A 22,962-nucleotide genomic window follows, 5' to 3' on the forward strand; every position below is an offset into this window, starting at 1 on the left:
GCAAAGTAAAACGCCACGCCGTGAAATCATTTTCACGGCGTGGCGTTAAAAACTCAGTGCTTGCCTGTCATATTGACTGCATCAGGCAAGCCACAGACTACTTATTTGGCGAAATACGTACCAACACAGATCATGCTGTCACCAGCACCACGTTCGCAATACGAACGCTTCAGCTCATACGACTGGGTAGCCGGATTATTGAACTTGTAAGGGCCATACCAGCCTTTGGAGGATGCCTTGACGGTATCTATCATGCCCTTGATGAAGGCATTACCGTCCACATCTTTCATGGAAATAAGGTTTTTTCCGACCATTTTTGCATTGGCACCCTGTGCCAGGCAATTGCCTTCAAAATCATAGACAAATACATACAAGTCTTTTTCCTTGAATGCACCGTCAGGATGGTCGGTAAATACCTTATAGGCTTTTTCTGCGCCAGCTGATTTAACCAGCGCCACGGCTTTTTTCACCATGTCCTGTGCTTCTGCTTCGCTTCCATGCTCGCCTGCGGCATAAGCCAGTGGTGTCAGTGCCGCGGTTGCCAGCATCGCGACAGCCAGTAATTGTTTCAATAAACTTTTCATCGTTTCCCCTTGAAAGTGATTATTATCTGACAACGCAGGTCACATCCTGTCTGTCAATAGTTTCTTTATAGCAGTTTTATTTACTGCGTTCTCAAAAGAAACAAGAGTTCACATTGGGCTGTTTACACCGCGCTGCCACCAAAAATACGCACTTTTAAACGAAATTGTGTCAAAAAATACTTTTTCCAAAGCTTGCGGTCACAGTCTATCGCCTACTCGCATTGCAGCAAAAAACAGAACGCCGTACCATGATTGGCGGCACAGAAAAGCAAAAAGGCCCGCATCGCGAGCCTTTTTACCAACATCATAACAACAATCATTTCTTGACCGGTACTGCCGGTGGCAATTCTTTTTCCTGCAACTGCCTTATCTGGGGCACCAGTTTGTTATGTGCATCCAAAAAGGCTGCAACGATGACCTTGGCTTCATTGGTATTGCTCCAGCCGGCACCAAAACCACCTCCAGCCGCACCAAAGCTCAGACCACCCATGCCAAGATCAGTGGACTTGGCAGAGCCGGTTGAAGCGGCCAGTTGTTCAGTTGTTTCATTATCCGTCAACAGCAGGGCGACCTGGGCTTCCTTGAAACTGACTTTTTCAGCATAGCCGGTAAAGTTTTTCAGAATCGGGATCATGCCCATGATGGCACCTATACCACCGCCAGCCTTGCTTTCTGAAAACGTCAGGCTGGGGGTCAGTGTGTATTGCGCTTCATAGCCCTTGCCTTTGGCAACGGTAGAATTTTTACGGATAATGCCCTGGTCCTTCAGTTCCTGTTCCTGTATCACTGCTTTCAGGCCAGACGAACGATCAACCACGCGGAAACAACCGCTTTGCTGTGCCAGCAAACGAATCAGTGGCACGGGTGATGATGGCAGGTTGTACTGGCTGCTCATCACGTAGCCATTCGGGTTTTCCACCAGCGACAGGGTCGCCACTGGTGCATCGCACTTCACCAGGCTCTTGCTGGCACCTTTGGCACCGGCAGGACCGGCAGCGCCGGTCACTTCCGAAGAACCTTCACCCAATTCGGTTTTCTTTTCACCGCAGGCAGCGAGAAACAGACTGGCACTCAACAATAAAAACAGGGCTTTCTTGTTACTGGCTTGAATCTTGAAATTCATCGTTATTTCCCGCTGTTTCAGTAAAAAATTACGCGATTTTTGGTTCAGTCGCACGCAGGCGGATGTGCAGTTCACGCAATTGCTTTTCGTCGACTTCAGACGGTGCCTGTGTCAACAGACATTGGGCGCGCTGGGTTTTCGGGAAAGCGATCACGTCACGGATGGATTCTGCACCGGTCATCATGGTGACGATACGGTCCAGACCAAAAGCCAGGCCGCCATGTGGAGGCGCGCCGTACTGCAATGCATCCAGCAGGAAGCCGAATTTCAGTTGCGCTTCTGCATCATCAATCTTCAATGCGCGGAATACTTTGCTTTGTACTTCAGCGCGGTGGATACGGACAGAACCGCCGCCCAGTTCCCAACCGTTCAGAACCATGTCGTAGGCTTTAGCGATACACTTGCCTGGATCTGTTTCCATCAAATCTTCATGACCATCTTTTGGTGCCGTGAATGGATGGTGCGTTGCAGTCCAGCGGTCGTTTTCTTCATCATGCTCAAACATCGGGAAATCAACTACCCACAATGGTTTCCAGACATCGTCAAACAAACCATTGGATTTACCGAATTCGCTATGACCAATTTTTACGCGCAAGGCGCCAATCGCATCATTCACAACTTTGGCCCGGTCAGCACCGAAGAAAATCAGGTCGCCATCTTGCGCGCCTGTACGTTCCAGGATTTGTGTCAATGCTGCATCATGGATATTCTTGACGATAGGTGACTGCAAACCATCACGGCCTTGCGCCTTGTCATTGACCTTGATGTAAGCCAGGCCTTTGGCGCCGTAAATGCCAACGAATTGGGTGTAAGCATCGATTTCAGAACGTGGCATGTTGGAGCCACCTGGTACACGCAAACCAACGACACGACCATTGACCATATTCGCAGCACCGGCGAATACTTTGAAATCGACGTCTTTCATGACATCGGTCAATTCAGTGAATTGCAGCTTGACGCGCATGTCTGGCTTGTCGGAACCATACAGGCCCATCGCTTCGGCATAGTCCATGACCGGGAAAGGATTTGGCAAATCGATGTCCAGCGTATTTTTGAAGACCAGACGTATCATGCCTTCAAACATATCGCGGATTTCCTGTTCATTCATGAAGGAAGTTTCGCAATCGATCTGGGTAAATTCTGGCTGACGGTCAGCACGCAAGTCTTCATCGCGGAAGCATTTGGTGATCTGGTAGTAACGGTCAAAGTTGGCCACCATCAGCAATTGTTTGAACAATTGCGGGGATTGTGGCAAAGCGAAAAAGTTACCGGCATTCACGCGGGAAGGTACCAGATAGTCACGTGCGCCTTCTGGTGTGGACTTGGTCAGCATCGGTGTTTCGATATCGATGAAGCCGTTCGCATCAAGGAACTTGCGCACTTCCATCGTTACTTTATAACGCAGACGCAGGTTGTTTTGCATTTGCGGACGACGCAAATCCAGCACGCGGTGGGTCAGGCGTGTGGTTTCAGACAGGTTGTCATCATCCAGCTGGAACGGTGGCGTGACGGAAGGATTCAAGACTTCCACTTCATGCGCCAGCACTTCGATCTTGCCGGATTTCAGATTGTTATTGCCAGTACCTTCGGGGCGGCTACGTACCAGACCAGTAATGCGCAGGCAGAATTCATTACGTACAGTTTCAGCAGCTTTGAACACATCAGCACGATCAGGATCGCAAACAACCTGCACCAGACCTTCGCGGTCACGCAAGTCAATAAAGATCACGCCGCCGTGATCGCGACGACGGTGCACCCAGCCACACAGGCTGACGGTTTGGCCGAGTAATTCCTCAGTAGTGAGGCCGCAGTATTGGGTACGCATGGACATATTTCTTACCTGTCTGTATTCAAAATTAAAAATGATTTGATGCGGTGGGTAACCACATCATTTATTTGGTGGGGAGATGCTCGGGAGCCACCACGCCCATGGAAACGATGTATTTGAGTGCAGCATCTACACTCATATCCAATTCTATCGCCTGATCTTTCGGCACCATCAAAAAGAAGCCGGATGTCGGATTAGGTGTCGTCGGCACATAGACACTGACAAAGTCACCTTTCAGGTGATTAACCACATCACCACCCGGTATACCAGTCAGGAAACCGATAGTCCAGCATTCGCGACGTGGATATTCGATCAGCACGGCCTTGCGAAACGCATTGCCTGAAGACGAAAACAGCGTATCCGATACCTGTTTGACACTAGAGTATATAGAACTGACGATGGGAATGCGCTGTAACAGGCTTTCCCATGCCTTGACGACATAGTTGCCGATAAAGTTCTGTGCCAGCAGGCCGGTCACAAAAATGATCAGCAAGGTCAGCACCGTGCCTATGCCCAATACCTTGAAACCGACCAGTTTTTCTGGCCGCCATTCAACCGGCAACAGCAACAATGACTGATCCATGGTACTGATAACAGCATGCAGCACCCACAGCGTAATTGCCAGGGGCACTAAAATCAGCAGGCCGGTAATAAAGTATTTACGCATGGTAATCGATTCACTCTTGATAAAAATGACAAAACAAACTGGGCAAATGCCGCTCAGACAGCCTGATTACCTTCTGCTGAGGTCGATGAAGATGCTGAGGTCGGGGCCGGGGCCGAAGCAGAGGCAGCAGTTGATACCGCCGACTCAGTGGACGCCGGTGCAGATTCGCTTGCGGGCGCAGCTGCTGCACCGCCGGAACCACCACGGAAGTCAGTCACATACCAGCCCGAACCCTTAAGCTGGAAACCGGCAGCGGTGACCTGTTTCGTAAAAGAAGACTTGCCGCATGTTGGACATACGCTCAGCGGCTCATCGGAAATCTTTTGCAATACATCTTTGGCAAATCCGCATTCTTGACAGCGGTAAGCGTAAATCGGCATGGCTTTGCCCCTAAAAAAAACTGATAAAACCCTGAATTATAAAGGTTTTTGATCAGAATTTGCGCATTGCATCACAACCGGGCCTATGTCATGCCTATACTATACCGATACATGCCTATGCCGGGCCAGGGTCAGGCCCGTGCAAAGGCTGCCTTCAGGTCTATACCGCCATGGTCTTACGAGTGTACTGGGGCAGTAAAGAACCCAGGATCATCCCTGTCATACTCATCAGTACGCCCACCAGTTGTGGCGGCCACAAACCTTCAGGAAGCAATATCTCCATGCTCACCCAGGAGACAATACCCAGAATAATCGATGCCAGACCACCCTGTGTCGTGGCGCGCTTCCAATACAAACCGAAAGCCAGCGGGACAAAAGCCGCCACCAGGGTCACTTTGTAGGCATTTTCCACCATTTTATAAATGCTGGATTCGGTATTCATAGCAAAAATAGTAATGATGACCGTGAAAACCAGTACGACGATACGCATCATCAGCAAGAATTGCTTGTCGCTTTGCTTGGGGAAGAAAGGCTTCAGAATGTTTTCAGAGAAGGTCACCGAAGGTGCCAACAAAGTTGCACTTGCGCAACTCTTAATGGCCGACAACAGCGCACCAAAGAACATCACCTGCGCCAGCATCGGCACCTTGGTCATGATCAGGGTAGGCAGGATCAGTTGCGAATCCTTATCTATCAGGCTTTCCACCATTTTAGGATCGATCAGCGTTGCCGAATACGCCAGAAACATGGGGATAAAGGCGAAGAAGAAATACAACACGCCACCCAGCACAGATGCATTTCCGGCAATTTTTTCATTTTTCGATGAAGCCACGCGCTGAAATACGTCCTGCTGCGGTATTGAACCCAGCATCATGGTAATCCAGGCCGCAAAGAACCACAGGCTTTCCTTGGCAGTAGGCGCAGGCCAGAAATCGAGTTTGCCGGCATTGGACGCATGTTCGATGACCACACCAGCGCCTCCGACCATGCCCGACACTTCCCAGCCTATGTACAACATGCCGACCACGATGATGATCATCTGCAGGAAATCCGTGATCGCTACCGACCACATGCCACCCATCAGGGTATAAATCAGCACGCTGCCGGCACCGATGATCATGCCCACATCCATAGGAATATAACCACCGGACACCACACTGAACACCAGGCCCAGTGCCTTGATCTGGGCGGCGACCCAGCCCAGGTAAGACACCACGATACACATCGTCACCATGACTTCGGCAGTACGGCCAAACTTGTTGCGGTAATAGTCACCGATAGTCAGCAGGTTCATGCGGTACAGCGGACGGGCAAAAAACAGCCCGACAAATATCAGGCACAGGGAAGAACCAAAAGGATCAGCAACTACGCCCTTCAAACCATCCTTGACGAAGGTGGATGAAATACCCAGTACCGTTTCGGAACCAAACCAGGTCGCAAATACGGTTGCTGTCACCACATACATGGGCAGCGAGCGTCCGGCAACGGCGTAGTCCTTGGAATTTTTCACATAACGGGCGGCATACAGGCCTATCCCCACAGAGATGACCCAATACAGAATGACAAACCAGATTAATGTGTTCATGGATAGACGTGTTAGGTGATGATATCAATAAAAAAACCCGCATTTTTGCTGCGGGCATTATAGACGTAAGTTACACGAAGTTTGAGCCTGAAGCTGGCAATTTTGTAACGAACTGAAGCTTTATTCTCTTTGCTGAATGCTATTGCCACATCAATGGGAGTGCTTATCTATTTTCAAAGATATTTGCACAAGAAAAGTGCACACAGTTTGGCAATAATTTCCCAATCAACGGTCCATGAGCAGAAAGCCATACCCAGCCAAGCACCACACCTGAATTGTTAAAATTTGTTATATAGCAATGATTATTGTAGAATCCGGTACGACTTGCACTTCGTGCAGGTTACCTAATAAACCAAGCCACTTACCTTTTACAGGTTTAAGGCAATTCTAAGATAGGGATATCCATGGAACTGGCAAGCACCCAACAAGGCTACGGACCTGCGCGTGAGCGCTTTATCAGTAAAACTTTTAATCACCTCGGTGGTGCCATTCTGAGTTTTACGGCGATTGAAGTCATCCTGTTCAAAACTGGCGTTGCAGAAGTATTGGCCAAGGGCATGCTCAGTATGTCGTGGCTTATCATACTTGGTGCCTTTATGCTGGTGGGTTGGCTGGCGTCACGCGCCGCTCATACCGTCGAGAGCCTCGCAATGCAATATGTGGCACTGGCTGCTTACATCCTGGCTGAAGCCATCATCTTCATTCCCATCCTGGTTATTGCTGATCATGTCGCTCCCGGCGCTATCGCCAATGCTGGCCTGATCACGGTGCTGGCAACCGTAGGTCTGGTTGGTGTTGCTTATATGTCACGCAAGGATTTTTCCTTCCTCGGTAGCATCCTGAAATGGGCAGGTCTGGTCGCACTGGTCCTGATAGCAAGTGGCCTGATCTTTGGGTTCCAGCTTGGTATGTTCTTCAGTGTCGCCATGGTCGCACTGTCCGGTGCCGCCATTTTGTATGATGCATCGAATGTCATCCATCATTATCCGGAAGACCGCTATGTCGGTGCCTCATTGCAGTTGTTTGCCTCTGTCGCAATGATGTTCTGGTATGTGCTGCGCATCCTGATCAGTCTGCGCGATTAACCTGGTCTCAACATGCGCTGCCGCCCTGGCAGCGCATGGCTTACCTTCGCCACCGGCTTATGGTGTGGCAAAGCCTCTCTACTGCTTATTCCTGAAATTTATGGTCAGCAAAGCCTGATCGAGCAAATAACTGGCTTTGGACAGCAAATCTACCGTACCAAGATAAAACTGCGGGTTGATCTTGTCTGCCGTATCGCCAGGCTGATGATAATCGACGTGATCTTCCACGCCAAAATAGATGTGCGGCACCCCGGCAGCAAAGAAAGGATAATGATCCGACTGTTTGGTCCAGTCATCTGTACCCTGCTCTGGCCGGTCATGGCCAAACATCAGCTTCACGCCCTGATTACCATCCAGTGGTGCCAGCAAGGTTTTTAATACAGGTAATTGATGTGTGCCGCTGGCATATAACTCGCCCTTATCGCCACGGGCAATCATGTCGAAATTCATCACCATGCCTATGCGCGCCAGATCAGCCACTGCCTGCACTGTATAGGCACGGGAACCACCCAGGTTAACCTCTTCTGCATCAAACAGGATAAACATCACATCATGTGCGGGCGGATTCTTTTGCATGGCCCCGGCAATGGCCAGCACCGCAGCGACGCCAGACGCATTATCGTCGGCACCATAATAGATTTTGCCATCACGCACACCCAAGTGATCATAGTGGGCAGAAATCACCATCCTGGCAGCGCTGGAATGGTCCTTCAGACTGCCAGTACGGCAAGCCAGAATATTATGCCCCGTCTTGCTTGCGCCTTGTCGCGTCTGAAATGTGAAGCCCTGCACAAATTCCGTTCCGCAAGGCGCTACCCCAATCTGCTTTAGTCGCTCGATAATATAATCACGCGCATGCGCATTGCCTACGGTATCACTGGCCCGCCCCGCCATCTCTTCACTGGCAAGACGCTGGACATCAATCAGCACTTGCGGTTTCACTTCTTCCGCAAGCGACGTGCCCACAGCAAGCAACAGACTGAAAAACAGGCAGCGCAGCAAGGATTTTCTTAGATCAGGCATATAAACATTCTATTTAAAATGGAAGTGGTAGATTCTGGGCAATTTCAGGAAACCAGGGTAATCCTCTCTTGATCCGAATCAGCCCACTGCGTTACAAGCTTGCAATTTACTCTGGAACATGGCATAACCGCCGACTTGATACCCCTAAAGTATCTCAAGTATATCTGTTGATTTGTGATAGTTTGTATTAACGTGCTGGCAGTGACCTCAAGCCCAGAATTCGCCATTGATGTTGAATCCAGAAAAATTTATTATTACTAACGAAGCCGGATTTGATGCCCTGGCGGCGCCTTGGCGTCAACTGGAAACCCAGGTTGCGCATTTGTTGCCCTTTCAGACTTTTGACTGGAACCGGGCGTGGTGGGCCGTTTTTTCAGATTCTTCGTGGTTTCACAAAGATGAACTCGCCATCTGCACCCTGCATCACGAACAACAACTCGTTGCCGTCATGCCGCTGACCAATACCCACGTCGGCTTGCACAGGCTGTTCTTCTATCGTTATGTACGCCCGTTTGGGGCCGACCCTAACCTGACAGAAATACGTATCCCACTGGCACTACCTGCTTATACTGAAACCATATTGCAGCAATGGGAAGACTTGTCAAAACAGGAAACCTTTGGCCTGACCGAATTCCAGATTATCCATACCAGACAACATGCCGCGCATTTTCTGGCGACGAATACTGCCGTACATCCACTGGAAGCAAGGGATATTCCAAATTTTATCCTGCAACTCGATACTGACTGGCCCGGCTTCAAAGCCGGACTGAAGCGCAATATCAAGGAATCACTGCGCCACTGCAATAACTCACTGGCACGCGATAACTTGCAAGCCAGACTGAAGGTGTGGCGCGGCAACGCAGAGGTGCGGCAGAATCTCAATACCTTCTATGCCCTGCACAGCGCCCGCGCCAAGGCAACAGACACAGTAGAACACCCGGACTATTTTGCTGACAACAAACATCGTGCCTTTATCCAGGCCTTGCTGGACAGCCCGTTTGCCAGCAGAATCATACTTTTTGGTTTGGAACTGGGTGACAAGACAGTCGCCATGCGCATGGCTTTTGACATGGGCGACGAGTTATATCTGTACTATTCAGGCTATGACCTGCAATACGCAAAATACAGCGTCATGACGACACTGCTGGCAGAAATCATACAATGGGCATTTACCCAGGGCTTGAAACGCATCAATCTGTCAGTAGGTGACGACGTATCCAAGACCCGTTGGGGACCAGGTGTCATTGACTATGTAGAATACCAGTGCGTCAAAAATAATCCCTGGCGCAGAAATCTGGGCAAAAATATCCTGAAGATGCGCAAGCTGCGTAAATCATGGTCTACCAGCAAACAAGAATAAAGTCAGAAAAAACAGGAAAACAGCATGATAGACGCATTGATCGCTGGCCGTATCTATGGCCAGGTTGAAGAACGCGCGGGACAAAATGGTTCCGTGTACGTAACCTGCAAGGTACGCGCTGCTACCGATGACGGTGACTTCATCATCTGTAACGTCATCGCCTTCAACGATGCAGCACGTGCGGCCTTGCTAGGTCTGGGTGATGGCGACAGCCTGTCACTGTCCGGAGCACTGACACCCAAGGTCTGGACTGACAAGCAGGGCAAAGCCAGACCGGCACTGGATTTGATCGCACATGCCGTGATCACGGCACATTCAAATACATCCGACTAAACGTTGACAAGCGGTAGAGTTCACCGTGCGCACCATTCAATAAAACTTGATGCGGCAAAGATGGTGCGCGTGGCGCACCCTGCTATTTCGACATGCGGCGCTTATACAGTTCACGTCTGCTTTGCCAACACCAGCAAACGATTATTGGCAGGCATGGCGACATCATCCTGCAAGCGCATGCCGTACTTGTCTGCCAGTGCAATGATCTTTTCAATATCGCGTATGCCCATGTGCGCCGCCTGCTGCTTCAGTGATGCATCAAACTGCTGATTGCTGGCGCTGGTGAATTCACCTGCGTAATTGAAGGGGCCATAGATTAAAAATTGGCCAGGGTTTTCCAGCACCTGGGCCACACCAGCGAACATCAGTTCCACTTCTTCCCATGCCATGATGTGGCAGGTATTGGCCGTGAACACGGCATCAAACTGTTGTTCTGGAAATGCGGTTTTACCTATATTCAATTCCAGCGGTGGCAGAGCATTTGGCAAAGCTGCCTCATCCAGCCACGCCAATATGCCAGGATGATATTCCAGCCGGTCACTGGTTTGCCATAGCAAATGCGGCAAATGCTGTGCAAATGTCACCGCATGCTGCCCCGTGCCACTACCGATTTCAAGCAGGCTCTGACAGTCTGTCAATAGCGGCTTGATGGCTTGCAGAATCGGGGCGCTGTTTCGCTCACAAGCGGCGGAAAAAAGTTTACTCATTCTGGATACTTTCGTTTGTTACCTTCAGCGTGACGCGAGAACTCATTTCATAAATAGGGACGAGCCCTGGTACTCTACGATGAAACAGGTAATGCCACAACACGGAAATTTTTTACTAGCGACTCCTGCGCATTACCAATCGACCAAACCGGCTTACACCCACTTACACCCAATTACCCACACTCAGTATCTGCCAAACGGCAAATCCCAGCAACAGGCAACCACCGACACGGTTGATGAGAGTCATTACAGTTGCGCTAATTTTTTTGCGTATCAATGCCACACCGCTGCTCAGGATTAACCACCACAAGGCTGATCCTGTAAACACGCCTGCGACCATGAAGGCTGCGGCAGAGGGATGCACCGCAACCGGGCCAGCGATACTGGCGAACACGGCAATAAAGGACACGATGGTCATGGGGTTGGTAATGGTCAGAAAAAATATGGATAAAAAAGTTTTGACGAATGACTGCTTGCCTGTCTCGCCCTGATCCATGAACTGGGCTTTGCTCAGTATCAGCTTGACGCCCATCCATGCCAGGAACAAGGCTCCGGCTATTGCCAACGGCGTACTCAGTGACACAAAATAATCAGTAACGGCCACCATGCCAAAAGCTCCTATGGCACCATACACTGCATCAGCGCAGGCTGCCCCCATACCGCTGACAAAACCGGTGCGCATGCCATGTTTCAAAGTGCGCTGTATGCACAACAAACCTATGGGGCCAACCGGCGCTGCAATCGACAGACCTATCAGCATTGCCTTGAAAAACAAACTCCACTCCATAGATGCTCCTGACAATAAAAAACATGTGTCAAGTATGAAGATTTTTCTTGCGCAATCACATAGAAAAATTCAGGTAAAACTGCTACATTGCCTGAACTATTCTTGCAAATCAGCACCTGGACTTAAATATCATGGATCTTGATGCCAAAGCCTGGAAAATCCTGACAGCGCTGCAACGCGACGCCCGCATTTCCTTGAAGGCGCTCGCTGATGAAACAGGTTTATCCCTGCCCGCTACGTCTGAAAGGGTAAAGCGCCTGGAAGAGGCTGGTGTCATCAGGGCTTACAGGGCAGAAGTAAATGCCGAGGCCATAGGCTTGCGGGTGCAGGCTGTCATCGGCATCACCGTGCCGCAACCGCAAAAGGCCAGCCTGATCACCCTTCTCAAATCCCTGCCCGAGGTGCTGGAATGTCTGCATGTGACAGGACAAGATTCTTTCCTGTTGCGTGTAGCAACGACGGACCTGCACCATCTGGAAAGTTTTGTCGGCCATATCAATCATTATGGGGAAACCCGTACCTCCATCATCATGTCAGCACCAATACCGCTACGCGCATTGACGGCCATGCCAGATCATAAATAGAGCGGATAGCAAAGCAGATGAACTACAGGTTTGTGTTACATCAAACCTTGTGCCTGAAACCAGCTGGACTAGTTCCTTCGAGGAATGGCCTTTCGTTCTCCAACAGCCTAGCCTGAGCTCCACTACATTCAATATGCATTGGAGTTGGCATGCAACGCAGAACATTCATCACAGGTAGCCTGATTATGGTCGGGGGCCTGTCATTACCCTTCAGCACATTAGCCCAGGTAGCAAACATCAACGATGCCATCAACAAGGCAGGTCGTCAACGCATGCTGACACAAAGACTGGCCAAGGCCTATCTGCAAATCGGCCAGGAGGTGGAAACGGAAACATCAAAGAAAATTCTCGATCAGTCGATGTCCAGTTTTGACCGTCAACTGGTAGAGTTACATGCATTTTCCCCGACAGCAGACATACGCAGTAATCTGACCCGGATGGAGCAGACCTGGCAGGAATACAAGCAAACCCTGGTTGGCAAGACACCAAATAAAAGTGATGCGAAGCTTGTGTTAAAGCTCAGCGAAAGTCTTTTGCAAATGGCCGACGACGTGACCATGCAACTGGAAAAACATGCCGGCGGCAGTACAGGAAAACTGGTCAACCTGGCGGGTCGTCAACGCATGCTATCGCAACGTCTGGCCAAGCTGTATCAAGCCACAAACTGGAATATCGCTCCCACGAATGCAGTTGCCGTCATAGAGGCAAGCCGTAAGGAATTCGCCAGCGCCATGCAAACCCTACAAGCAGCCAGCGGCAATAATACCCGACTGAAGGATGAATTATTGTTAGCACAGTCTCAATGGGTCTTCTTCGACTCGGCCCTGTATCAAACCGGCGATGGAAAACAGCAACGCCTGTCTGCCAGCAATGTGGCAACTACCAGTGAACGGATACTGGAAGTAATGGACAAGATTACTGTGATGTATCAGCAATTGACTGTTTGACAGAAATTTTACCTGATTGAAAATTTCATGTCCGTTTCTGGCGAGCCCAAATAAAATTCAAGTTGCATACTTCCCACCTCAACATCCACAAGCGAGGAAGAAATGCACATCAATAGCGAATCCGCCATTTTATATTTTGGCACACCCGTCATCCTGGTCAGCACAGTTAATGAAGATGGCAGCTTTAACCTGGCACCTATCTCATCCATATTCTGGCTGGGCTGGCGGGCGATGATAGGTGTGGGATCAACATCACAAACAGCACGCAATCTGAAACGTAGCGGTGTCTGTGTACTGAACCTGGCATCGGTGAATGAAGTTGAGGCCGTTAACCGGCTGGCACTGACCACCGGTTCCGATGCCATGTCGGCATGGAAGGCTGCACGTGGCTACCGTCTGGAAAGAAACAAGTTTGCACTGGCTGGCCTGACACCACAGGCATCAGAAACCGTGGCTGCACCACGCGTGCAGGAATGCCTGGTGCAACAGGAAGCCAGTGTCGCCGCCATGCACGGTATTGCTGATGATGAAGCCATGCTGCGCGGTGGCATTCTGACTTTTGAATTGCGCATACAGCGTCTGTACCTGGATGCATCCATCCTGCTCGATGGTAACCCTGACCGGGTTGATCCTGACAAGTGGCAACCACTGATCATGAGCTTTCAGAAATTCTATGGCCTGGACAACCAGCAACTGCATCCGTCGACGCTATCAGGTATTCCAGAAAAAGCCTACCGCAGCCCGGATGTAGACAAGGCACGCCAGATACCGGCAATCGCCTGAAGCTTTTATCCCACCATGGAAGCTGTTTTTGGTTTGGCCAGCAACTCTGCAAATACCTGCCAGCGGCTGCCTTCATTACCTGGCTGTGCCAGCCGCTCTACATAGGCCCGGGTCATATCCTGACCAAGGTTGTAGTTGATGACGTAGGAGCGATGTCTTTCCATGAAACGCAGGCGCTGCCTGGACCTGGCTTCGTCCGACAAGGCATATTTCATCAGCATGACGACGGCGGCTTCGGTATCGATATCGCCATCCAGGTAGCGTTTGGCAACCATATTGCCAGCATAAGACAGCTTTTGCAGCACTGCCTGCACCTGATAATAATGATCCACCTTGGTCGGGTCGATGCCTGCCAGCGGGAACAACTGCGCCTTTTCAAAAGCCATGCGCTCTGCATGTGGGAAGGCGACTTCGATACCGTAATTGGCACTACCCTCTGCCAGAAAAGACATGGGTGAATACAAGGGGTAAATACTGTATTCAACCCAGCCATTTTCATTCACCAGATGCTTTTCAATCAGCAAATTGAAAACATGGTGGCCAGGGTAACCCTCATGGCTGGCCAGGTCGATGGCACGGCTGATGAACATGGGGAAATCCGTATTCACCTGTATCAGGCTATAGCTATTTCCCTTGTACCAGTTATAGGCACTCCAGACCTGGTCCTTCACATATTCGACCCTGAAGCTTTCTTCTTCCGGCAGGCTGATGTGTTTTCTGGTACGCGCCCGGGCTTCATTGATGGCAGCACTAAAGACGGCATCGAGCTTGTCTTGCGGGATTTCAAATTGCTTGTTGTAACTGCTCAGGCGGGTGTTCAGATCGCCTTCACCGGGCAATAGCTGATCGAGTTCAGCCAGGATAGGTTCAAAATCAGCCGGACTCAAGTCTGGCGAACGTGCATCATACAAGGCCAGGGATTCTTCATCGAAGGACAGGGTTGTGCCAGCCAGATGGGCGATGTAAGTACGCAAGGCCGCCACATGCAGGCGCAAAAAATCCTGACGCAATTCTTGTCCTGCAACCGCAGGTGGCAGGGCATATGCCTGCCTGTTCAATTCTTCTGCCTGTTGCAAAAGTTCAGCCAGAGGTAATTTTTGAATGTCTGCCTGCCATTCTGGCGGGCCATAATAGGCATCAACATAGCCTGGATCATGCTGGCCAGTGGCAAGTACCAGTTTTACATAGGCTTCGGCAACGTCATTGAGTGTCATGGAATGTCCTGGCTTTAATTTATTGCAAGTATTTTACTGTGCCCGGAACATACGCGCACAATCGTGTTCAAACCCCTGGCAGTCAGGAGCAATACAAAAATTGACACTCTGTTCGGCTAACACTATATTGCGCTACCGCCCTTGATCAAGCATCCAAAAAATCGAATCATGGCGCGACTCTGAGCATAAGAACCTGGTTACGATCTGTAGCGAGCGTGCGTCAGCGGGAGTGAAGAGCAGCACATGAGCCCCGATCACGCATGCGCAGTAAGATCGTAAGCAAGGTTCTAAGAAGCATCCCACAAGGATGCGGTACGACTAACAGGACTGAAGCAAGATTGCTAATGCAAGCAAGCGCTGATGCAGTTTTGCGATAATCCGACCAAAATGGAGAACATATGGCTCTGCAGCAACTGGACGAAGCACAGATACGCACCTGGACACGACGTCAGAAAGATCAGTGGTGGTTTGACAATATCTACCAAAAGGATATGGCGCAACTGACCTTGCGCTCGGCACTGACCGGTTTTCTGCTGGGTGGCATACTGGCTGCCACAGCTCTGTACATTGGTGCCAAGACCGGTATCGGCATCGGCGTTGGTCTGACTTCCGTGATTTTGTCCTTTGCGATTTTCCGTATTCTGCACAGCCTGGGTATCACCTCTGACTACACCATATTGGAAAACAACTGCACGCAATCCATTGCCACGGCTGCCGGCTACATGATCAATCCGCTGATTTCCAGTCTGGCTGCCTATATGCTGATTACTGGCAAAATCATCCCCTGGTGGCAGATGCTGCTCTGGGTCACGGTGGTGGCGCTGATCGGTGTGCTGGTCGCCTTCCCGCTGAAGCGCCGTTTTGTCAATGAAGATCAACTCCCCTTCCCGGAAGGCCGCGCCTGTGGCGTAGTGCTTGATTCCCTGTACACCGATGGCGCTGGCAGCGGCCTGTACAAAGCCAAACTGCTGGGCTATACCAGCCTGTTCGCCGGCTTGTACCAGATGATAGTCAGTGATGGCTGGATGCGCCTGATACAGTTCAAGATACTGCGCATGGATAAATGGGCTGGCATGACAGAAGCCTGGAATCTGCCCGAACGTCTGGACACCTACTACTACACGGCTGCCACCAAACTACACTGGTGGATACCCAATATACTCGGCACCGACATACGTCAGTTGGGCCTGCGCCTGAATCTGGATGTTGCGATGTTCGGCGTTGGTGGCCTGATGGGGATACGGGTTGCCAGCAGCGTGATGCTGGGTGCCTTCATCAATTTTGTATTGCTGGCACCGTGGATGATACAAAAAGGAGATATCGCCGCACGTGCCATGCCGAATGGCACCATAGTGCCTATCTCGCGTACCGAAATTGTCAATCAATGGGGTCTGTGGTGGGCAGTGACCATGATGGTAGTCGGCTCTTTGGTGGGCCTGCTGGCCAAGCCTGAACTGTTCAAGGCGGCGTTTAAATCCATGACCGGCAATGGCAAAAAAGCCGTGGATGCCGGCCCCGATCCGCTGAAGGATATTGAAGTGCCACTGTGGATTTCCTATATCGGCGTACCGGTGCTGTGCGTCATTGCAGCCTGGCTGGTGAACCTGCTGTTTGGTGTTCCCTTCATCATGGCCATGGTCGCCTTCCCGCTGATTTTTGTGCTGACCATCATCTGTATCAATGCCATGGCACTGACTTCCTGGGCGCCCATCGGTGCACTGGCAAAGATTACCCAGTTCAGCATGGGGGCCATAGATCGCAGCAATCCGGCCAACAACCTGCTGCCAGCCGGCATGACTGCGGACATCGCCTTCAACGCCTCTGCCCTGTTGTCTGACATCAAACCAGGTTATATGCTGGGTGGCAAACCCAGGCATCAGGTCATCGGCCATATCATCGGCATTTTCTCTGGTGCACTGGCTTGTATCCCCCTGTTCTTCCTGTTGTTCCTGCCACCTGACCATGACGGCATACGCAGCACGGCAACTATCGTCAGTGAACAGTTCTCTTTCCCGTCCGCCTTGCAATGGAAGGGCGTGGCCGATATTATCGCCAAGGGTATCAGTGGCTTGCCGACTTCCGCCATCATCGCCATGGCCGTCGCCGGTTTGTGCGCTGCCTTTATTGAAATCACGAATGTCATCACCCGGGGCCGCCTGCCACTGTCTGCCGTTTCCATAGGCCTGGGTGTGATATTGCCACCAGAATCCTGCTTAGCTATGTGGCTGGGTGCCTTGATATTCTGGTACATGGGCAAGAAAAATCCAAAGGCAGGCAGCAAAGGCCATACCTTCTGGGTAGAAGGTTGCGAAGCCATCAGCGCAGGCCTGATATCCGGCGCGGCTATTCTGGGTATAGGGAATGCCATCATCAACGTCCTGATGTAAGCCAGATACAGGTTATGCCAGACTTATTGATCTGGCATAACCTGCCCCTGAACATCCTGGGCATTCTAGTGGACTGTAACAATTGAAAACAGAGTGTCTGCCACGTGCGCGCCGACCATGGCTGTGTTGCAAATGCTCGCGATAGTCCCACTATCGCTGTGCTTTGCGCCTTGCCCTGATCGCCGGGCACGCGCCATTCACTTCTTTTTCAACTGTTACAGTCCACTAGTTGGCACAGCAACCAGAGAAATCAGATATTTCATTGATTTCATCTGGAATCATAGGCAAGCAGATATTCCCGCACCAGCACCCGGGCACGGTGCAAGCGACTCTTGATGGTACTGGCCGGTTCCGCCAGACGTGCCGCAATGTCAGTGATGGTCAGTTCTTCAAAGTCCCGCAAGATGACTACTTCCAGATAATGGGCGGGTAAGGATTCCAGGGCGGCTACAAGATCCATGCGCAGGCTGTCATCGCTTTTGTGCGCAAGTTGCTGTTCTGGTGTGATCTCATCGAGTGAAGTGTACGGCAATAAGGCACGACCCATCCTCAGGCATTCTCGCTTGATGATGGTAAACAGCCAGGATGAAAATGCCACCACCGCTTGTAGCCCACCGAGCTTGCGCGCAATAATCATTAGAGATTCTTGCACGGCATCATCAATGTCGCTGGCGCGGCAATGCCGGTAAGCATAACGCCGCGCATCTGCCTGGCAGACTTGCAGCAAACGGGCAATGGCACTGGCATCACCTGTCTGTGCAGCAACAATCAGTTGTTCCCGTTTCACGCTGGCTGCCATGGTCTAAGCGTTCCTGTCCAGTTTGCGCGCAACAGGCTTACGGGCAAGCAATGCACACATGGGACAAAAGCCGATCAGGCCAGTCAGTGCTGCTACTGCCCCGCTAATTCCTGCCAGCACACTTAATCCAGAGATGCCCCAGTTCATTGCAGCAAACACCAGACATGCCAGTCCGGCAACAATACGCAACAGACGTTCCCAGGCTGGTAAATTTTTCATATACAGCATGATATCCCCTTAAAAAGATGTGAATGACGATTTGTCATACTTAAGAGGCCACCAAAAGACAAAAGGATTCGCAGGCACGGCATTATTTTTTGATAGCCATTCATCAACTTGCTGACGATAACTGGCCGGTAGCAAATTAAAAATTTCAACTTTATGCACGTTGTTGACATCCAAAACGCCCGCTCATGCGTTATGGATAAAACAGATCGACTATTTTTAAATGACCTCCTATGCCGGGAAGAGACAAATGAGTGCAAATCTTCGCTCCACCCCAGTCCTCAGCATTGCTGCATTGCTGATTGCCACCCTGTTTATCCAGACACCGGCCCGGGCACAGGATGAGCCACCCGGGCGTGTTGCCAGGGTCAGCTATTCATACGGCAATATCAGTTTCGCAGATGCAGGCACCGACAACTGGTCCACATTGATAGCGAACCGTCCCATCGCTGGCGGCGACAGCCTGATGGTCGCGCCATCCGGCAGGGCTGAACTGCATGTCGGTGCGAATGCCGTGCGGCTGCAGGAAGGTTCACGCATCAGCTTTACTACCCTCAATGATGACAATACCCAGATCGACCTGAAACAGGGCAGTATCATCTTGCGTGTACGCACGCTGGCCGGCAGGGAAAATTTTGATGTCAGCACACCTAACCTGGTGTTTTCTGTGCAAGAGCCGGGTGAATACAGAATTACTATTAATTACGACAACAGCACCAGCATCCTGATACGCAGTGGTACCGGCATTGCCCTGGGGGACCGTGACACCATTACCCTGCGTGCAGGTGAACAAACGCGTTTTTCCGGCAGCAATCTCCAGCATACGCAGATAGGTGCGGCACCACCGCCGGACACCTTCGACATGTGGGCCGCAGACCGTGACCGTGCCGAAGAAAATGTGACGACCGCACGCTATGTATCTCGCGAAGTCATAGGCTATGAGCAGCTGGATGATTACGGTGCCTGGGAAACTACAGTCGAATACGGTGCCGTATGGTACCCAAGACAGGTCACCACTACCTGGGCCCCTTATCGCGATGGCAAATGGGTCTGGGTTGCGCCATGGGGCTGGACCTGGGTAGACCGTGCCCCCTGGGGTTTTGCGCCTTACCATTATGGCCGCTGGGCCTTTGTCGGTGCCCGCTGGGCCTGGGTACCTGGTCCCTATCATGCGCATCAGCGCCCTGTGTATGCACCGGCGCTGGTTGCCTTTGTCGGCAATAGCAATATCGGTATTAATCCTTCAAATGGGCATCGCAATATACCTGGCGTGGCCTGGTTCCCGCTCGGACCTGGCGAAGCCTACCGTCCTGGCTACACCCACAACAGCAACTACATACAGAGGCTGAACCAGAACGTGGTCATCAATAACACCGTCATCAATAATAATCGCGGTGTATATGTGAACCAGAATATACGCAATGCCGTCACCGTTGTGCCGACACAAACCTTCGTGCGAGGTGAGCATGTATTGCCTGCATCGACCACCAGGGTCATCGTGGAAAACCAGCGCACACCGGTGGTGACCGAAGCACCTGGCCTGGTACCTGGCAACAACAACCGCTTTGGCGAGGCCCGCCCGCAAAATGTGCAGAACGTGGATCAATTCCGTCAGCGGATTTTGAGAAGCGCGCAGTCACGCGATGAACCACGGGGTGTATCTGTCAACAATTTCAATAGTCGTCAGCAAAACAATGCCGGTCCGGTGCAGAATGCAGCGCCTGTTGGCGCCAGTTCCCTTAATCCGGGAGCGGGTGTCAACACACTGGGTAACGGCAATGCGAATAATGCAAATACTGTGAATAATGCCAACATCGGTCCCAGCTATAATCGTCCACAAGACAATGCGAACAACCGCCCGTATGGCAATGGCATGTCCAACAATGGCAATAACCGTCCGCAAGGCAATCTGACGCCAGCACAAACAGCACCCGCCAACCCAGCAACCGTGGTTCAGCCTGCCGGCATCAATGCACCGGTGAACAATGTTCCTGCGGCTAACCAAAGGCCGGCAGACAACAATAGCGGCGTCCGTCAATACGGTAATGGCGGGCAAAATAATTATTCAGGTCGCCCACAAAACAATGTGACAGTGCCACAAAATGCAGCGCCGGTAGTCAACAATCCACCTGTCAGCAGCATCAATACACCTGTCAACACACCCGTACACACACCAAATACCAACAGTCCTGCGAATAATGCCATCATGACGGCACCCACTCGCCCTGCCGACAATATCGACAGAACACCAAGACAAGGTGGCGGCAGAGCCTGGGACAATAACGGCCAGGGTGAAATCCGCAATGAAAGAGCCGTAGAACGCATGCCGGACCGCCCCGTCGTCGAAAGACCGGCAGAACGACCACGCCCCAGCTACACGCCGCCAGAACGTCCACAGCAAATGGCCCCAATGCCACAGCCAGCACCAAGAGTAGAAGCACGCCCGGCACCTGCCCCGGTAGCCATGCCGGTACCGATGCAGGCTCCGGCGGCAGCACCTGCGCCGCGACCAGAAAAACCGAAAGAGAAAGAAGAAACCAAAGCCAAGCAACATGGCTTGAGTGAACGTGAGCGTTAATCATCTACAGCAATAGTGTCGGCAAGTGTCGGTAACAATGACCGCGACAGCATAAAACAGGAGGCGATAAGCCTTCTGTTTTTTATACAACGAGCCTGTCATTGTTTCGTCAATATTTGCGCCTCTTCCGTCCATATCTGAGATTGCTCACCCAAAATAGAACAAATGGAAAAAAATGGAACAAATAAAAAAAATGAACCGAAAGAGATAAGCATCCACATCAATTTGCAACAAGCTCTGACAATGTTTTACCTAAGTCCCTACCACTATTTCCATAACTGCTGTAAATTCAGATTACGCACTCTTCCCAGGAATCTGCGCACATCCGGCTGGTGATATTTTTTGCACAATAACATGGCGTTCAAACATGCTTGCTGCATCACTTCACATTTTTTCCTTACGTCTGCGTCATGCTTGCGCCATGCTGGCACTTTCCTGCACAGCTTGTCTGATACACGTTCACGCCCAGGCTCAGGAACTGCAAATTTTTACTGAAGACTGGCCACCCATCAGTTTTGGCAGCGGGTCCAAAGCCGAGGGCATGGCAGTCGACGTGGTGCGCGCCATGCAGGCACATATAGGCAGCAATCAGCCGATACAGGTTGTGCCCTGGGCGCGCGGCTACAAGGCATTACTGGAAGAACCGAATACGCTTTTATTTACCGTAGGCAGATCAGAAGAACGCGAAAAGCTCATGGTCCTGCTAGGCCCCATCGCCATTTCGACCACCTCTTTATATACCCGCAAAGGCAATGCTGCACGCTTGCACGGCATGGGGGATGAAATACAGAAACTCAAGGTCGGGGCTTATCGCTCCAGCATCTTTGCAGATACCGCACGCAAGAAAGGTTTTCAAAATATAGAACAGGCACCCACCCCACAAATCATCGCCAACATGTTGCTGGCCAAACGTTTTGATTTATGGGTCGAGGGCAGCCTGGTGGTTTCATCTGTGCTCAAGGAAATAGGGCACACTGCCGACGATGTGGAAAAGGTTAAAGTTCTCGACAGCCTGGAGCTGTATCTGGCTTTTTCAAGCTCTACCTCCGCAGCCACTCTCAAGGTGTGGGAAGATGCCTTGCGCTGGCTGAAGAAGGAAGGCCACTTCAGCCGCATCCATCAAAAATGGTTGCCGAATGAGCCACCACCAATGGCGGTGATACGACTTGATCCACCGGGGCGGCCTTAGAACCTGAAACAGGATCAGGCGTACTTGATGTTTTCCAGATGAAATGAAAACGGTTTGGAGTCGGCACCCGGGCCACCACCTGTCATCACGATATCTGCGCTGGCGATACCGAGCAAAGACAACTCTGTATTGATACTGGACATCACCGCCGGATTCATGACATCGCCTTCTTCCATCTCTGAAACTGCGCCTATCCACAAGGTAGGTTCCAGCCTGAATGCTGCGCTTTGACCAGGGGCAATGCCGGTCTTGATCGCCAACAGCTTGCCATCCTTGAAGATATGCGCATTGATTGCGCCTTGCGTCAGGTTATTGCGCACCTGGACTTCTGATGCATCTGTTGCTGGTCCGGCATAAGCAAGGATGTGGCCAGAGGGGGCCATTTCCAGCGCAAACATTTGCCCATCTTGTGCGGCCAGTTGTCGCATGTAATTACCCCAACTGTCGCTGGAAGACACTGTCATGCGAGTAGGATAGGTAAAGGGATGGTACCCATTTTGACCGCAATTGCGGATGACCGTCCAGGCCACGGCCTTTTCGCCAAAATCTGCTACGACATTTTTCTGGAAAATAACGACACTGGAATTATTCGTATCGTTGGATAGATTGCGGAAAGTAAGTTTTATATCCATCGCCGGCTCCCTTTGCTTGATTCGTAAGAAATTGCCTGTGATATCGATTACAAATAATCGATTGCAAATAATCGATATCAAATAAATTGCAATATTGATATTTCAATAGTACATCCACAGACAAAGTATCACAAGAGAAATCAAGGCAGAGAAAGGGGGCAA

22 protein-coding genes are annotated in these 22,962 nt (G+C 51.0%); 9 read left to right on the forward strand and 13 right to left on the reverse strand.

The window, feature by feature from the left end:
• Positions 1-101 precede the first annotated feature (101 nt).
• From ACO0LK_RS14870 to ACO0LK_RS14895, 6 genes are all read right to left on the reverse strand, one after another.
• Complete coding sequence (locus tag ACO0LK_RS14870; RefSeq protein WP_422976297.1) at positions 102-584, reverse strand: cache domain-containing protein; 483 nt, start codon at positions 582-584, stop codon at positions 102-104.
• A 316-nt stretch (positions 585-900) separates the two neighbouring features.
• Entirely contained in the window at positions 901-1,707 is an 807-nt protein-coding gene (locus ACO0LK_RS14875; RefSeq protein WP_422976299.1) for a CsgG/HfaB family protein, read from the reverse strand.
• Positions 1,708-1,735: 28 nt separating this feature from the next.
• Positions 1,736-3,538, reverse strand: coding sequence for an aspartate--tRNA ligase (aspS, locus tag ACO0LK_RS14880; protein WP_186950204.1), 1,803 nt, complete (start codon positions 3,536-3,538; stop codon positions 1,736-1,738).
• Positions 3,539-3,599: 61 nt separating this feature from the next.
• On the reverse strand, positions 3,600-4,202 hold the full coding sequence (locus tag ACO0LK_RS14885) for a DUF502 domain-containing protein (protein ID WP_422976302.1): 603 nt from the start codon (positions 4,200-4,202) through the stop codon (positions 3,600-3,602).
• 53 nt (positions 4,203-4,255) lie between these two features.
• Positions 4,256-4,582 (reverse strand): FmdB family zinc ribbon protein, encoded by a 327-nt coding sequence (locus ACO0LK_RS14890; RefSeq protein ID WP_422976304.1) that lies wholly within the window; start codon positions 4,580-4,582, stop codon positions 4,256-4,258.
• Between the two features lie 160 nt (positions 4,583-4,742).
• A complete protein-coding gene (locus ACO0LK_RS14895; protein ID WP_422976306.1) occupies positions 4,743-6,167 on the reverse strand; it encodes a sodium:solute symporter family protein in 1,425 nt (474 codons plus the stop codon).
• A gap of 404 nt (positions 6,168-6,571) precedes the next feature.
• Between ACO0LK_RS14895 and ACO0LK_RS14900 the strand changes: the two genes are divergently transcribed.
• A complete protein-coding gene (locus ACO0LK_RS14900) occupies positions 6,572-7,252 on the forward strand; it encodes a Bax inhibitor-1/YccA family protein (RefSeq protein WP_422976308.1) in 681 nt (226 codons plus the stop codon).
• A 78-nt stretch (positions 7,253-7,330) separates the two neighbouring features.
• Here the strand turns inward: ACO0LK_RS14900 and ACO0LK_RS14905 are convergent, their stop codons facing one another.
• Positions 7,331-8,275: a M28 family peptidase gene (locus ACO0LK_RS14905; RefSeq protein WP_422976310.1), complete on the reverse strand. Its 945-nt coding sequence runs from the start codon at positions 8,273-8,275 to the stop codon at positions 7,331-7,333.
• A 229-nt stretch (positions 8,276-8,504) separates the two neighbouring features.
• On the opposite strand from ACO0LK_RS14905, the gene ACO0LK_RS14910 reads away from it, so the two are divergent.
• Together ACO0LK_RS14910 and ACO0LK_RS14915 are read left to right on the forward strand one after the other, a co-directional pair.
• The gene (locus ACO0LK_RS14910) at positions 8,505-9,635 is read left to right on the forward strand and encodes a GNAT family N-acetyltransferase (protein ID WP_422976312.1); all 1,131 of its coding nucleotides are present in this window, start codon (positions 8,505-8,507) and stop codon (positions 9,633-9,635) included.
• A 24-nt stretch (positions 9,636-9,659) separates the two neighbouring features.
• On the forward strand, positions 9,660-9,968 hold the full coding sequence (locus ACO0LK_RS14915; RefSeq protein ID WP_422976314.1) for a single-stranded DNA-binding protein: 309 nt from the start codon (positions 9,660-9,662) through the stop codon (positions 9,966-9,968).
• A 110-nt stretch (positions 9,969-10,078) separates the two neighbouring features.
• On the opposite strand, the gene ACO0LK_RS14920 is transcribed toward ACO0LK_RS14915, so the two are convergent.
• Both ACO0LK_RS14920 and ACO0LK_RS14925 read right to left on the reverse strand, forming a co-directional pair.
• Complete coding sequence (locus tag ACO0LK_RS14920) at positions 10,079-10,675, reverse strand: DUF938 domain-containing protein (protein ID WP_422976316.1); 597 nt, start codon at positions 10,673-10,675, stop codon at positions 10,079-10,081.
• 163 nt (positions 10,676-10,838) lie between these two features.
• Positions 10,839-11,462, reverse strand: coding sequence for a LysE family translocator (locus ACO0LK_RS14925; RefSeq protein WP_422976318.1), 624 nt, complete (start codon positions 11,460-11,462; stop codon positions 10,839-10,841).
• Positions 11,463-11,593: 131 nt separating this feature from the next.
• On the opposite strand from ACO0LK_RS14925, the gene ACO0LK_RS14930 reads away from it, so the two are divergent.
• From ACO0LK_RS14930 to ACO0LK_RS14940, 3 genes are all read left to right on the forward strand, one after another.
• The gene (locus tag ACO0LK_RS14930; RefSeq protein ID WP_422976320.1) at positions 11,594-12,046 is read left to right on the forward strand and encodes an Lrp/AsnC family transcriptional regulator; all 453 of its coding nucleotides are present in this window, start codon (positions 11,594-11,596) and stop codon (positions 12,044-12,046) included.
• 149 nt (positions 12,047-12,195) lie between these two features.
• Positions 12,196-12,993: a type IV pili methyl-accepting chemotaxis transducer N-terminal domain-containing protein gene (locus ACO0LK_RS14935; RefSeq protein WP_422976322.1), complete on the forward strand. Its 798-nt coding sequence runs from the start codon at positions 12,196-12,198 to the stop codon at positions 12,991-12,993.
• Between the two features lie 102 nt (positions 12,994-13,095).
• Positions 13,096-13,776: a flavin reductase family protein gene (locus ACO0LK_RS14940; RefSeq protein WP_422976324.1), complete on the forward strand. Its 681-nt coding sequence runs from the start codon at positions 13,096-13,098 to the stop codon at positions 13,774-13,776.
• Positions 13,777-13,781: 5 nt separating this feature from the next.
• On the opposite strand, the gene ACO0LK_RS14945 is transcribed toward ACO0LK_RS14940, so the two are convergent.
• A complete protein-coding gene (locus tag ACO0LK_RS14945; RefSeq protein WP_422976326.1) occupies positions 13,782-14,990 on the reverse strand; it encodes a hypothetical protein in 1,209 nt (402 codons plus the stop codon).
• Between the two features lie 398 nt (positions 14,991-15,388).
• Between ACO0LK_RS14945 and ACO0LK_RS14950 the strand changes: the two genes are divergently transcribed.
• Entirely contained in the window at positions 15,389-17,377 is a 1,989-nt protein-coding gene (locus tag ACO0LK_RS14950) for an OPT family oligopeptide transporter (protein ID WP_422976328.1), read from the forward strand.
• Between the two features lie 268 nt (positions 17,378-17,645).
• Here the strand turns inward: ACO0LK_RS14950 and ACO0LK_RS14955 are convergent, their stop codons facing one another.
• Together ACO0LK_RS14955 and ACO0LK_RS14960 are read right to left on the reverse strand one after the other, a co-directional pair.
• Positions 17,646-18,176 (reverse strand): RNA polymerase sigma factor, encoded by a 531-nt coding sequence (locus tag ACO0LK_RS14955; protein WP_422976330.1) that lies wholly within the window; start codon positions 18,174-18,176, stop codon positions 17,646-17,648.
• Between the two features lie 3 nt (positions 18,177-18,179).
• Positions 18,180-18,404 (reverse strand): YgaP family membrane protein, encoded by a 225-nt coding sequence (locus tag ACO0LK_RS14960; protein WP_422976332.1) that lies wholly within the window; start codon positions 18,402-18,404, stop codon positions 18,180-18,182.
• 247 nt (positions 18,405-18,651) lie between these two features.
• Between ACO0LK_RS14960 and ACO0LK_RS14965 the strand changes: the two genes are divergently transcribed.
• Complete coding sequence (locus tag ACO0LK_RS14965) at positions 18,652-20,979, forward strand: DUF6600 domain-containing protein (protein ID WP_422976334.1); 2,328 nt, start codon at positions 18,652-18,654, stop codon at positions 20,977-20,979.
• Positions 20,980-21,400: 421 nt separating this feature from the next.
• Positions 21,401-22,168: a substrate-binding periplasmic protein gene (locus tag ACO0LK_RS14970; protein ID WP_422976336.1), complete on the forward strand. Its 768-nt coding sequence runs from the start codon at positions 21,401-21,403 to the stop codon at positions 22,166-22,168.
• A gap of 14 nt (positions 22,169-22,182) precedes the next feature.
• Here the strand turns inward: ACO0LK_RS14970 and ACO0LK_RS14975 are convergent, their stop codons facing one another.
• Positions 22,183-22,800, reverse strand: a complete 618-nt coding sequence (locus ACO0LK_RS14975) for a hypothetical protein (RefSeq protein ID WP_422976338.1) — start codon at positions 22,798-22,800, stop codon at positions 22,183-22,185.
• Positions 22,801-22,962 lie beyond the last annotated feature (162 nt).

The organism is Undibacterium sp. Ji49W (assembly GCF_049340205.1).
Lineage (GTDB): Bacteria > Pseudomonadota > Gammaproteobacteria > Burkholderiales > Burkholderiaceae_D > Undibacterium.